12 protein-coding genes are annotated in these 12,254 nt (G+C 67.6%); 7 read left to right on the forward strand and 5 right to left on the reverse strand.

What is annotated here, in order from left to right:
• The first annotated feature begins 105 nt into the window (after positions 1-105).
• Complete coding sequence (locus tag ASE58_RS09500) at positions 106-2,913, forward strand: DUF3857 domain-containing protein (protein WP_235513552.1); 2,808 nt, start codon at positions 106-108, stop codon at positions 2,911-2,913.
• Positions 2,914-2,988: 75 nt separating this feature from the next.
• Here ASE58_RS09500 and ASE58_RS09505 read toward each other — a convergent pair whose 3' ends face one another.
• Both ASE58_RS09505 and ASE58_RS09510 read right to left on the reverse strand, forming a co-directional pair.
• Positions 2,989-4,041, reverse strand: coding sequence for a 1,9-bis(guanidino)-5-aza-nonane synthase (locus ASE58_RS09505; protein WP_055756247.1), 1,053 nt, complete (start codon positions 4,039-4,041; stop codon positions 2,989-2,991).
• A 184-nt stretch (positions 4,042-4,225) separates the two neighbouring features.
• Positions 4,226-5,467 carry a type III PLP-dependent enzyme gene (locus ASE58_RS09510; RefSeq protein ID WP_082467858.1) on the reverse strand — a complete coding sequence of 414 codons (1,242 nt, stop codon included), beginning with the start codon at positions 5,465-5,467 and terminating at the stop codon, positions 4,226-4,228.
• Positions 5,468-5,606: 139 nt separating this feature from the next.
• Between ASE58_RS09510 and ASE58_RS09515 the strand changes: the two genes are divergently transcribed.
• Both ASE58_RS09515 and ASE58_RS18195 read left to right on the forward strand, forming a co-directional pair.
• The gene (locus ASE58_RS09515) at positions 5,607-6,569 is read left to right on the forward strand and encodes a threonine ammonia-lyase (protein WP_055820374.1); all 963 of its coding nucleotides are present in this window, start codon (positions 5,607-5,609) and stop codon (positions 6,567-6,569) included.
• Positions 6,566-6,733, forward strand: a complete 168-nt coding sequence (locus ASE58_RS18195; RefSeq protein ID WP_200909331.1) for a hypothetical protein — start codon at positions 6,566-6,568, stop codon at positions 6,731-6,733. Before ASE58_RS09515 ends, ASE58_RS18195 begins: the two co-directional genes overlap by 4 nt.
• 8 nt (positions 6,734-6,741) lie before the next feature.
• On the opposite strand, the gene ASE58_RS09520 is transcribed toward ASE58_RS18195, so the two are convergent.
• The gene (locus ASE58_RS09520; protein ID WP_055820378.1) at positions 6,742-6,960 is read right to left on the reverse strand and encodes a hypothetical protein; all 219 of its coding nucleotides are present in this window, start codon (positions 6,958-6,960) and stop codon (positions 6,742-6,744) included.
• Between the two features lie 181 nt (positions 6,961-7,141).
• Positions 7,142-7,798 carry an alpha/beta hydrolase gene (locus ASE58_RS09525; protein WP_055756254.1) on the reverse strand — a complete coding sequence of 219 codons (657 nt, stop codon included), beginning with the start codon at positions 7,796-7,798 and terminating at the stop codon, positions 7,142-7,144.
• 128 nt (positions 7,799-7,926) lie between these two features.
• Between ASE58_RS09525 and ASE58_RS09530 the strand changes: the two genes are divergently transcribed.
• The 3 genes from ASE58_RS09530 to ASE58_RS09540 are packed head-to-tail and all read left to right on the forward strand — an operon-like array spanning position 7,927 to position 10,303.
• Positions 7,927-8,889 carry a cysteine desulfurase family protein gene (locus ASE58_RS09530; protein WP_055821061.1) on the forward strand — a complete coding sequence of 321 codons (963 nt, stop codon included), beginning with the start codon at positions 7,927-7,929 and terminating at the stop codon, positions 8,887-8,889.
• Positions 8,871-9,980: a cysteine desulfurase family protein gene (locus ASE58_RS09535; protein WP_200909332.1), complete on the forward strand. Its 1,110-nt coding sequence runs from the start codon at positions 8,871-8,873 to the stop codon at positions 9,978-9,980. Before ASE58_RS09530 ends, ASE58_RS09535 begins: the two co-directional genes overlap by 19 nt.
• Positions 9,977-10,303, forward strand: a complete 327-nt coding sequence (locus ASE58_RS09540) for a 2Fe-2S iron-sulfur cluster-binding protein (protein ID WP_055820383.1) — start codon at positions 9,977-9,979, stop codon at positions 10,301-10,303. The genes ASE58_RS09535 and ASE58_RS09540 overlap by 4 nt, the downstream gene beginning before the upstream one ends.
• Here the strand turns inward: ASE58_RS09540 and ASE58_RS09545 are convergent.
• The gene (locus ASE58_RS09545) at positions 10,228-10,653 is read right to left on the reverse strand and encodes a ribosomal maturation YjgA family protein (RefSeq protein WP_082467860.1); all 426 of its coding nucleotides are present in this window, start codon (positions 10,651-10,653) and stop codon (positions 10,228-10,230) included. The genes ASE58_RS09540 and ASE58_RS09545 overlap by 76 nt on opposite strands.
• A 94-nt stretch (positions 10,654-10,747) precedes the next feature.
• On the opposite strand from ASE58_RS09545, the gene ASE58_RS09550 reads away from it, so the two are divergent.
• Positions 10,748-12,199: an ATP-binding protein gene (locus ASE58_RS09550; RefSeq protein ID WP_055820385.1), complete on the forward strand. Its 1,452-nt coding sequence runs from the start codon at positions 10,748-10,750 to the stop codon at positions 12,197-12,199.
• The last annotated feature ends 55 nt before the right edge of the window (positions 12,200-12,254 follow it).

Here is a 12,254-nt window from a genome sequence, read left to right on the forward strand (position 1 = left end):
CGCGGAGGAAAAGCGGGGCTCTGAGCAAAGCGCTCGACAATCGGCAGCGGGTCGATAGACCTTTGCGAAGTCGGCGGGGGCCGCCGCGTGTCGGGGGGATTTCGAGTGAAGCGTTTTGCCGTGGTGAAGGCGGTCGCGTTGGCGGCGGCGGGGTTGCCGGCGCTTGCCTGGGCGAGTGAAACGCCGCTCTATCAGCCGGCACCCGCATGGGTCAGTGCGCCGCCCGCGATCCCCGCGACGCCGGTCGACGAACTGCCGCCACTGGTCCTGCTCGATTTCCAGAAGCGGATCGAAGGCGATCGGCTGACCTCCTATGTCCATCAGCGCACCCGGATCGCGAGCGCGGAGCTGTTGTCGCAGGCGGCGACGCTGACGCTGCCATGGGCGCCGGACAAGGGCGACCTCATCATCCATGGCCTGACCATCCTGCGCGGGGACCAGCGGATCGACCTGTTGGCCAAGGGGCAGAAATTCACGGTCCTGCGCCGCGAACAGTCGCTGGAGCAGCGCGAGTTGACCGGTATCCTGACCGCGACGCTGGCGGTCGAGGGGCTGGAGGTGGGCGATCAGCTCGATCTGCGCTTCTCGGTCACGGGGCGCGATCCGGCGCTGGGCGGACGGGTGCAGGACGTGGTGCCGCTGCCCGCGCTGCCGCTGCGCATCGGGGCCGGGCGGGTACGCTACCTGTGGTCCAGCGACAGCGCGCCCAAATACAAGATCCTGGCGGACGGCGTGACCGCGACGCCGGTGCGCAAGGGCGACCTGACGGAGCTGACCCTCGCGATGCCCGCGCCTAAGCCCAAGGACATGCCCGAGGATGCACCGGCACGCTATCGCCGGCCGCCGCTGATCGAGGTGGCGAGCTTTGCCGACTGGGCCGATGTGTCGCGGACGTTCGTACCGCTGTACAAGACCGACGGGCTGATCGCGCCGGGCAGCCCGCTGGCGAACGAGGTTGCCGCGATCCAGAAGGCGGACGCGACCCCGATCGGCCGGGCGCAGCGTGCGCTGGAGCTGGTGCAGGACAAGATCCGTTATCTCGCGGTTGGGATGGATGGCGGCAACTATGTGCCGCAAACCCCTGCAAAGACGTGGGAAGTACGCTACGGCGACTGCAAGGCAAAGACGCTGATGCTATTGGCGATGCTGCACGCCATGGGGATCGAGGCGGAGCCGGTGGTCGCCAATATCGGGCTGGGCGACGCGGTGCCGGAGCGGTTGCCGAGTGCTGCGGCATTCAACCATGTCTTCGTGCGCGCGACGATAGATGGGCAGGTGTTGTGGCTGGACGGGACGGGCAGCAACGCACGGCTGCCCGACATCCGCGACACGCCGGGCGTCGGCTATGTCCTGCCGATCCGTGCGGCCGGCGCGACGCCGATCCTGATCGAAACGCATCCCAATGCCCGCCCGATCGCCAGCGTGACGATCGTGGCGGACGAGAGCAGCGCGCTCGACCTGCCCAGCCCGATCGAGGTGACGATGGTCACGCACGGCCCGATGGCGGCGCAGTTGCGCGCGGCGAAGAGCCTGATCGGGCCGAACGAACAGCGCGACCTGATCTCGACCATCCTGCAGCAGGCGGTCGGCGAGGGGCAGTTCGCCGACGGCACAATCACGCCCGATGCCGCGAGCGGCGATGTGGTGGTGCGCGCGAAGGGGGTGGTCACCACGAACTGGAGCATTGAGGACCGGCGGCGCAAGCGGTCGCTGGGCGGGCAGTTGGCCGACATGAACTTCGCACCCGACCGCAGCAGGCCCGACTGGAACGCCATTCCCGTTGCCGGGTCCCCGCCGATCGGCCTGGAGCGGCATGTGCGGGTGAAGTTGCCCGATGGCGGGCGCGGCTTCACGCTGGAGGGGACGGCGGATACCGACCAGCGGCTGGCAGGCTTCTTGGTCAAGCGCACGACGCGGCTGACGGGCGGGACGATCGCCATGGACGAGCGCTTCGACGCCACCGGTGCCGAGGTGCCGGCAACGCGGATCGCGGCGGAACGCGACGCGGTGGCGACCGCCAAGGCCAATGTGCCGCGCGTCGTCGCACCGGTCGACACGCCGCGCCGCTGGACGCTGGACAGTGCCACACTGGCAAAATCGAGCCAGGTGCAGGCGATCCGCGCCATCTTTGGCAAGGCGATCGCCGCCGATCCCGACGAGATGAGCGGGTATCAGAGCCGGGCCGCGTTCGAATCCGGCATCGGCAATTATCGCGCGTCACTGGCCGATCTGGACAAGGTGATCGCGAAGGAACCCACGGTCGAACTCTATCTGGCGCGATCCGGGGTGCACTCGAATCTGGGAGATCTTGCCACGGCGCTGGCCGATGCCGAACGCGCGCGCGCCCTCGATCCCGCAGCCGAAGGTGCGATCGAAGCGGTGGCGGAAACCCGTGCGGAGATGGGCGACCTGAAAAGCGCGATCATCCTGCTGGACGAACGCATCGCGGCGGGCGGCGAATCGCGGGTGTCGCTGCGGGAGAAGAAGGCGGAACTGCTCGGCGAATTCGGTGATCCGAAGGAGGGGATCGCGCTGTACGACACGCTGATCGCCGCCAAGCCGGGCACGCCCACCTTGTTGAACGGGCGATGCTGGGCAAAGGGAACGCGCAACGTCATGCTCGACACGGCGCTGAAGGATTGCACGAAGGCGATCGAACTGAGCGACGATACGCTGCAGGCGCTCGATAGCCGGGCGTTGGTCTGGTATCGCATGGGGCGCTATCCCGAGGCGTTGGCCGACCTCGATACCGTACTGGCCGCCGATCCTGACATGGCCAACAGCCTCTACCTGCGTGCGGCCGTCTACAGGGCAACGCAGCGCGATGCGGAGGCGGCGGCCGACCTGGTGCTGGCGCGCCGGATCGATCCGACGGTCGACCGGCAATATGCGCGGTACGGGTTCAAGATGTAGGGCGCTGCCGGCCCAAACGAAAAACGGCGGGGGATCGCTCCCCCGCCGTTTCGGTATCCGGGCTGTGTCGACCGATCAGTCGAACATCTTGCCGAACGCGCGCTTCGCACGGTTCTTCCACGCGCCGCGGTGATATGCGTCGGAGGCGAGGAGCGGCATGACCGACCCGGCTTCGGCGAAGACCATCTGTTCGAGCGCTGTGTCGACCTTGCCCCAGCTGGCCGCTTCCTTCAGCGTCGACGACGAGCAGGCACCGTCGCGCACGTCGGCGACGGTGATCTGCACCGCGTACTTGTGCATCTCGACATCGTCATGGCCGAGGATTTCGGCGCAGACGACGGTGTCCTGGATGAAGTTCTTCGGCACGCCGCCGCCGATCATCAGCAGGCCGGTGGTACCCGCCTTGATCTTGATGTCGGTCAGTTCGCGGAAGTCGGCGATGGCGTCGAGCACCATGTATGGCTTGCCTTCCTTCGCGCGGTCGACCTGATGCTTGACCAGGCCGAACCCGGCCGAGCTGTCGACGAACGCCGGGCAGAAGATCGGCACGTCATGCTCATAGGCGAGCTTGACGAGGCTATTTTCCTTCTTGCCGTGCTCCGACAGATACTTGCCCATCTCGCGGATGAACGCGCGCGACGAATAGGCCTTCGGCTCGAGCGAATTGGCGATCTCACCGATGGTGTGGTCGCAATCCTGCAGCTGCTCTTCGTCGATGTACGTATCGTAGATGCGGTCGATGTAGAGCGAGCGCAGCACGTTGTCGTCGGGAATTTCCAGCGCCTGATAGTGCTTGTGGCCAAGCCCTTCGAAGAAATCCATGTCGACGATCGACGCGCCGGTGGCGACCACGCCGTCGATCATGTTCGAGCGCAGCAGCTCAGCATACAGGTCCATGCAGCCGCCGGCCGAGGTCGACCCGGCGATCACGAGGAAGATCGAGCAGTCCTTGTCCTCCAGCATCTGGTTGTAGATGCGGGTGGCGCGCGCGAGGTCGCGGCTGGTGAAGCTCATCTTGCCCATGGCGTCGATGATCGGGCGGGCGTCGAACTTGGTGATGTCGACATGCTCGACGGTGGTCGAAAGCAGTTCCGCCTTGCGGGTGTCGTTGATCGTCGTGTCGGTCATGATGGTCCCATCATCATCGATAAGCCGTCGTCGTTATGGGGACGCGGAAACCCGGTTTGGCCTCCTGCCCACGGATGCGGGAGGAGCCGATGGCGGTCGCATAGCGGCAAAGCCATGCAAAGCCCACCCCCGGCCCCTCCCGCGATTTGCGGGAAGGGGGAGGTGGTCGGTTAGGGGAGGCTGGTTACAGCTTGACGACGTTGTTCGACACGAACGCCGGAACCGGATCGAGTTCGATGTACATCGATTCCATCGGTTCGTCGTCGGTCGCGACGGTCTCACCATTGCCGAAACCGTTGAACGCGGTGCGCATGGCCGAACCATAGGCGCCGAGCATGCCGACTTCGAAATAGTCGCCGCTGCGCGTATCGGCCGGAAGCGGGAACGGGCCCTTCATCTGGTCGATATCGTCGCAGGTCGGACCCCAGAAGCTGAAGTCCATGTCGCGGGCGTCCGATTCCGGCTGCCGCAGCAGCTGCACCGGATATTTCCAGCCGATATGCGCCGCATCGAACAACGAGCCATAGGCGCCGTCGTTGATGAACAGCTCGGCACCGCGACGATGTTCGACGCGCACGACGACCGAGGCATATTCGGCGCATAGCGCACGACCCGGTTCGGCCCAGAGTTCGGCCGAATAGCTGACCGGCAGGCTTTCGAACGCGCGGTGGATCGTTTCGAAGAAACGCTCCAGCGGCGGCGGGGTCATGCCCGGATAGCGCGACGGGAAGCCACCACCGACATCGATCACGTCGACGGTAACGCCCGCATCGACGATGGCGGCGCGCACGCGCTCCATCGCATTGGCATAGGCGTCAGGGGCCATCGTCTGGCTGCCGACATGGAAGCAGATGCCCAAAGCATCGGCGACCTGGCGGGTTGCCATCAGCAGCTGCCGGGCGTCTGCTTGGCCGACGCCGAACTTCGACCCGAGCGACAGCTTCGCATATTCCGACGAAACGCGCATCCGGACGCACAGCGTAAGGTCGGTTGCGCCGTCGGTCGCGGCGACGATCTTTTCGAGCTCATCCATGCTGTCGAGCGAGAAGGTGCGCACGCCATGCTCGAAATAGGCTTCGGCAATCGCTTCCGGCGCCTTGATCGGGTGCATGAAGTGGCAGGTCGCTTCCGGCAGCGTCGCCTTCACCAGACGCACTTCGCCGATCGACGCGGTGTCATAGTGGGCGATGCCGTTGTCCCATAGGACACGGAGCAGGTCGGGCGACGGGTTCGCCTTTACCGCATACATTGAGCGCCCCGGAAACTTCTCTACGAAGAATCGGGCTGCGCGCGCTGCGGCGTGCGGGCGAACGAGCGTAACCGGTTCGACCGGCCGGCGCTCTGCAATGTCGATCCCGCGCTCGAAGGAGGAGTCACGGGCGATAAAGGGGGCAGCTAGCCCCAGCGCGCTATAGTGCTTGGCCAATTCAAGGGACCTCCAATTGCCTTTCGGCATACGGTGACAAAAGCTGCCTTGCGGTTGGAAGTCCCATGGGGCAGCGGAGGCGCGATCTATGACCGACAAACCTTGATGTAAAGTGTTTGTGCGGCGGAAAGTGTAATTTATGACGATTATGCGACAACCCACCCGAGCCGGCGTCCGCGACGCCGCCGCAAAGATCGCGGAAATCCTGCCGCCGTCACCGTTAATGGTACGGGAAATCAATGGCTTGGCCGTAGCTTTCCAGATGGAGGCGTTGCAGCCGGTCGGCGCATTCAAACTGCGCGGCGCATGGCATCGTTTGACCGCTTTGGACGACGAATCGCGGGCGCGCGGTGTCGTTGCGTTCTCGTCGGGTAATCATGCGCAAGGGGTCGCGTGGGCGGCGAAACGGCTGGGCATCGCCGCGACAATCGTGATGCCGTCGGACGCCCCGCAGGCGAAGCTGGCGGCGACGTTGGCGCTGGGCGCGGAGGTCGTCCGCTATGACCGCGCGACCGAGAGCCGGGAGAAGATCGCGGCGCATCTGGCCCATGCGCGTGGTGCCGTGCTGGTGCCGAGCTTCGATGATGCCTGGGTGATCGAGGGGCAGGGATCGGCCGGGATCGAGGCGGCGGCGCAGATGGCGGCGGCAGGGCTGCCCGCGCCGACGCGCGCCGTGGTGCCCTGCGGTGGCGGTGGATTGGCCGCCGGGATCGCGCTGGCGCTGCCCGACGCAGAGGTGGTGACGGTTGAGCCGGAGGGCTGGGACGACATGCGCCGCAGCCTGGAGGCGGGATGGATCGAACCGGTTGGTGATGCGCCGCCGCCGACCGCCTGCGACGCCCTGCAGACCATGCGCGTGGCCGAGCGGACGTTCGACGTGTTGTCGCGGCGCGGCGCGACCGGGGTGGCGGTCAGCGAGGGGGACATTGGCGAGGCGCAGCGCTGGGCGATGCGGCACCTGCGTACGGTGGTCGAACCGGGGGGGGCGGTGGCGCTGGCCGCGATCCTGTCGCGGCGGGTGGCGGTGGTGCCGGGGACGCTGGTGCTGGTGTCCGGCGGCAATGTCGATGCCGCCGCCTATGCAAAGGTGCTGGCAGCATGACGCAGGGGCCGGCGGGGACGCTCCTCGCGATCCTGATGCTGGTCGCGGGGTTGCTGGTGGTGTTCGGCGTCAGGATGATCGCGCGCGGTGAACGGCGCAACGGCAGTCTGATGATCGTGTGCGCCGTCGTGATGATCGGGAACGTCGCGATCTGGACGGTGTAGCCAACCGTTTACTGGGCGCCGGGGCGGTTTACCCGCTGCGACAGCGCCCGTTCGCTGTTGCCGGCATTGGCCGCGTCGATCTGCGCCCACTCCGCCTTGGTATGGCAGATTTTGCGCGTCATGTTGGAGCCGAGCGGGACTTCACGGCGGCAGATGGGCTTTTCCGGCGGCTGGGCCGGAGCGGCAGGTGCCTGGGCGGCACCGAAAATGAGCAGGAACGTCAGCATGTTGCGGGTGGTCCGACGAGAGGATGTCGGTGGCATCCTATGTCGGCGATGCAATATGGCAAGCATGTTTTGGCGGACGGGCGCGACGCGGCTCTGCCGCGTCGTCGGTCGTCGCTTGGGCGACGCCGGCCGGTCTCGCCGCCGGGCGCGGATTAGCGGCGCTAATCCGCTGCAGCGAGCCTCACTTGATCGGCGAGTTCGGGTCCAGCCGCATGTCCAGATACTTGTCCACGCTGCCCATCAGTTCGGGCATTTCGTTCTGGAAGAAATGGTTCGCGCCGGGGATCACGTCGTGATGGATCGTGATGTGGCGCTGGGTGCGCAGCTTGTCGACCAGCTTCTGCGTGGCGACCGGCGTCACCACCTCGTCCGCGTCGCCCTGGATGATGATGCCCGACGAGGGGCAGGGCGCGAGGAAGGTGAAGTCGTACATGTTGGCCGGCGGCGCGATCGAGATGAAGCCGCGGATTTCGGGGCGGCGCATCAGCAGCTGCATCCCGATCCACGCGCCGAAGCTGACGCCCGCGATCCACGTCGTCTGCGCTTCGGGGTGGAAGCTCTGCACCCAGTCGAGCGCGGACGCCGCGTCCGACAGCTCGCCGACGCCGTTGTCGAACGTGCCCTGGCTCTTGCCTACGCCGCGGAAGTTGAAGCGCAGCGTTGCAAAGCCGCGGCGCTGGAACGTCTTGTAGAGTTCCTGGACGATGCGGTTGTTCATCGTGCCGCCCGACGAGGGGTGCGGGTGCAGGATCATCGCGACAGGTGCGCGCGGGCGCGGTGCCGGGGCGAACCGCCCTTCCAGTCGACCTTCGGGACCGGGGAAGATGACTTCTGGCATGGGACGTCCTGTTATGATCTGGGCGCGCGGATGGCGCGACGGGAGTTGCCGGCTATATAGGCGGACGCAATCGGAACGGAAGTGTTTTGACGACCCGCATCTATCTCGACCATGCCGCGACCACCCCGATGCGGCCCGAAGCGATCGCCGCCGTGGCCGGGGGCATGGCGCGCTGGGCCAACCCGTCGAGCCCCCATGCGGAGGGGCGCGCGGCACGGCGGGCGCTGGAGGATGCGCGGGCGCGGATCGCCACTGCGTTGGGTTGGGACGGCGAAGTGATCCTGACCAGCGGGGCGAGCGAGGCACTGGCCATCGCGCTGCGCGGGCATGACGCGGTGGCGTCGAGCGTCGAGCATGATGCGGTACTGCGGGTCGTGGGCGGCGATCGGATGCCGGTGGGGTCCGATGGCCGGATCGATCCGGCGGGGGTGCCGGAAGGTCGCCGCGTGGCGGTGCAGTCGGCCAATAGCGAGACCGGCGTGTTGCAGCCGCTGGCCGAGGTGGCGGCGCGTGCGGGCGTGCTGGTCGCCGATTGTTCGCAGAGCGCGGGCAAGCTGGACCTGCCGGACGCCGACCTGATCGTGGTGTCGGCGCACAAGCTGGGGGGGCCGCCGGGCATCGGGGCGCTGCTGGTGCGCGACTTCGCGCTGCTGACGCCGACCGGTGGGCAGGAACAGGGCTATCGCGGCGGGACGGAGAACCTGCCGGGGGCGCTGGGCTTTGCCGCCGCGCTGGAGGCGCCGCGCGACTGGTTCAAGCGGGCGGCGGTGTTGCGGGCCGGCCTCGATGCGAAGATCCGCGCCGGGGGTGGGGAGATCGTGGCGGACGCCTCCCCTCGGATCGCCACCATTGCCGCCTATCGCCTGCCCGGACGGTCGGCGGCGGCGCAGCTGATGCGGCTCGACAGCGCCGGCTTTGCGGTGTCGGCAGGAAGCGCATGTTCGTCGGGCACGCTTAAGACCAGCCACGTACTGTCGGCGATGGGGATGGATGCGAAGGCGGCGAGCGAGGTGATCCGGGTCAGCGTCGGGTGGAATACCACGGCGGCGGAGGTCGACGCCTTTGCCGCCGCATGGAGCGCGATGGCGTGACCTATCTCGATTATCAGGCGACGACGCCGCTCGCGCCTGAAGCCTTTACCGCGATGGTGCCGTGGCTACGTGACCAACATGCCAACCCACACTCCCCCCACCGCGAAGGTCGCCGGGCGAAGGCGGTGGTCGAGGTAGCGCGCGGGCAGGTGGCGGCGGCGCTGGGTGCGACCGGCGGGCAGCTGTTCTTCACCAGCGGCGCGACCGAGGCGGCGAACTGGGCGATCACCGGCACGTTCGCGCGGATTGGCGGCAAGCGGCCGAAAGTCGTGACGATTGCGACCGAACACGCCTGTGTCCTCGACACCGCTCGGGCGCTGGCGGCGGAGGTCGTGGTGCTGCCGGTCGGGCCGGACGGGCTGGTCGATCGCGATGTGGCGCTGGCGGCGATCGACGACCGGACGGCGATCGTCGTGGCGATGCTGGTCAATAACGAGATCGGCGTGGTGCAGCCGATCGCGTGGCTGGGCGAACTGGCGCGCGCGGCGGGGGCGGTGATGCTCTGCGACGCGGTGCAGGGGTTCGGCCGCGTCGACCTGCCGGTCGATGCCTGCGACCTGATCGCTGTGTCGGCGCACAAGGTGTACGGCCCGAAGGGGATCGGCGCGCTGTGGGTGCGGGACGGCGCCGAGCCGGCGGCGATCCTGCTTGGTGGCGGGCAGGAGGGTGGCTTGCGGTCGGGTACGCTCAGCCCTGCGCTGTGCGCCGGGTTCGGGGTGGCGGCGACTTTACTGTCGGCCGAAGACCGGGTGCAGGCCGAAAGATTATGGAGCGTTGCGCGTGCGATCCTGTCCGCGCCGGACTGGGTGTTGAACGGCAGCGCGGAGCAGCGCTGGCACGGCAATCTGAACGTGCGGATGGACGGCCTCGACGTCGCGCGGCTGATGAGCGAATGCCGTACCATCGCCTTTTCCGCAGGGTCGGCGTGTTCCAGCGGATCGGGGCGCAGCAGCCATGTGCTGCGCGCGCTGGGGCTGAGCGAGCGGGAGGCGCGGTCGTCGGTGCGGATCGGTTTCGGGCGCTACACGCAGGAGGACGAACTGGTGCAAGCATTGCAGGCGATCGACCGGGCCGCGCGGGGGCAGCGATGATCGTCCGCTTCGTGCGCGCCGATGGCCGGGTGGAGGAAGCGCGGGGCGCGGGCGGCGATCGGCTGCTCGATCTGGCGCAGGCCTATGACCTGCCGCTGGAGGGGACGTGTGGCGGGCAGATGGCGTGTTCGACCTGCCACGTCATCGTCGATCCCGCCGATTTCGCGCGGTTGCCGCCCGCGAGCGAGGAGGAGGAGGACATGCTGGATTTCGCCGAGGGCGCGGTCGCGACCAGTCGGCTGGCGTGTCAGATCGTGCTGGACGAGTCGCTCGGCAACCTGACCGTACGTGTGCCGGCCGCGGCGCGCGACGCGCGGCGGTAGCGTTCTACCAACACCACCACCACGGCACCGGCGGTATAGGCGATGAAGTCTTGCGGATCGAACCCACTGCCGAGGATGATCCGCGCCCAGCGATTGCCCGCCAGACCGATATGGTCGAGCAGGTGGACATACTGGCCGAATTCGATCGTAATGGCGGTCAGCAGGGCGAGCAGCGTCGCGGGGAGCACGCCCAGCCGGGTGATCGTCCGCAGCCCGGCATAAACCAGCACCACCGCCAGCGCATCGCCGACATAGGGCCGCACGATCGCGTCGCGCACGAACAGCGCGATCAGGATTTCGGTCAGCAACAGCGCCAGGGTGAGCGCGGCATAGCCCCTGTCGAACCGCATCCTGTTTCTCCCCGGACCCTGCCGCGCCATGGCGTGCGACGGGCCGCGATGCAACCGCTTGCCCCGGCATGGCCCCGCAGCCTAAAGACCCGCGATGACCGTGAACGTCGATATGGGGACGGACCCGGCGGGCAAGACCGTTCCCCTTGATCTGGAAGAATTATTGGCCACCCGCCTGCTGGTGCAGGGCAATTCGGGATCGGGAAAGTCGCATCTGCTGCGCCGGTTGCTGGAGCGCAGCGCCGGCCATGTGCAGCAGGTGGTGATCGATCCCGAAGGCGATTTCGTGACGCTGGCCGGCGCATACGGCCATGTCGTGATCGAGGCCGCCGACCATAGCGAGCGCGAGGTCGCGAAGTTCGCGACGCGGGCACGCGAACACCGCGCGTCGGTCGTGCTGAGCCTTGAGGGGCTGGAGGCGGAGGGGCAGATGAAATGCGCCGCGTCGTTCCTGAACGCGCTGTTCGATGCCCCGCGCGAGCATTGGTATCCGGCGCTGGTGGTGGTCGACGAAGCGCAGCTGTTCGCGCCGGCGGGCGGTGGTGAAGTGGTCGAGGAAGTGCGCCGTGCCTCGCTGTCGGCGATGACCAACCTGATGTGTCGCGGGCGCAAGCGCGGGCTTGCCGGCGTGATTGCGACGCAGCGGCTGGCGAAGCTCGCCAAGAATGTCGCGGCCGAGGCGTCGAACTTCCTGATGGGGCGGACTTTTCTCGACATCGACATGGCGCGCGCCGCGGACCTGCTGGGCATGGAGCGGCGGCAGGCGGAGGCGATCCGCGATCTGCAGCGCGGGCATTTCCTCGCGCTGGGACCGGCGGTGTCCCGGCGGCCCTTGTCGATCAAGATCGGGCCGGTGCAGACCTCGGCACGCAGCGGCAGTCCCAAGCTGACCCCGCTGCCGACTGCGCCGGTGGCCGATATCAAGGGGCTGTTACTGGCCCCGGTCGAGGCAATGCTGCCGTTGGGGCCGCCGATCCGGCACGTCGCCCCGCCCGAGGCGGTGGAGGCCGCAATCGCCGCCCCCCCACGCGCCAATGTGGCACCCGATTTGCCGGAGCGATCGGCGGACGAGACCGATACGATCGTCGCCGACGTGCTGCGCGCGCTGGTGGAGGATGAAGGCGAGCAGCAGCGCGCGGCGGCGGTGCTGTATCAGGATTTCGACGTGCGCTGCCGTATGGTCGGCCTGGCGCGTCCGCCGCTCGATCTGCCGGCCTTCACCCGGCGGCTGGCCTGCGCGCGGGCCGGGATTTATGATGCGCCGGATGCTGAATGGGCGCAGGCGTTGGCGATCGCCGATGTGCTCCCCGACGATATGTTGGGCGCGTTCATGCTGATCGCGCGGGCAGCGCGCGAGGGGCGACCGTGCCCCAGCGATGCCGCGATCGCGCGGACCTATGGCACCAGTTCGCTCGGGCGGGTGAAGCGGATGCTGGCCTATATCGAGGGGCGCGACCTGTTGGTGTGCCGGGTCGATCTGGCGGGCAAGCGATCGATTGCGTTGCCGCATCTGGGGTGGACGACCGAAGCGGCCGAGGCGGCTTAACGATCCTCCCCGCTGCGCGGGGAGGGGGACCATGCGTAGCATGGTGGAGGGGGGT

The sequence above is a fragment of the Sphingomonas sp. Leaf9 genome (genome assembly GCF_001421355.1).
In the GTDB taxonomy this organism is placed as follows: Bacteria; Pseudomonadota; Alphaproteobacteria; order Sphingomonadales; family Sphingomonadaceae; genus Sphingomonas.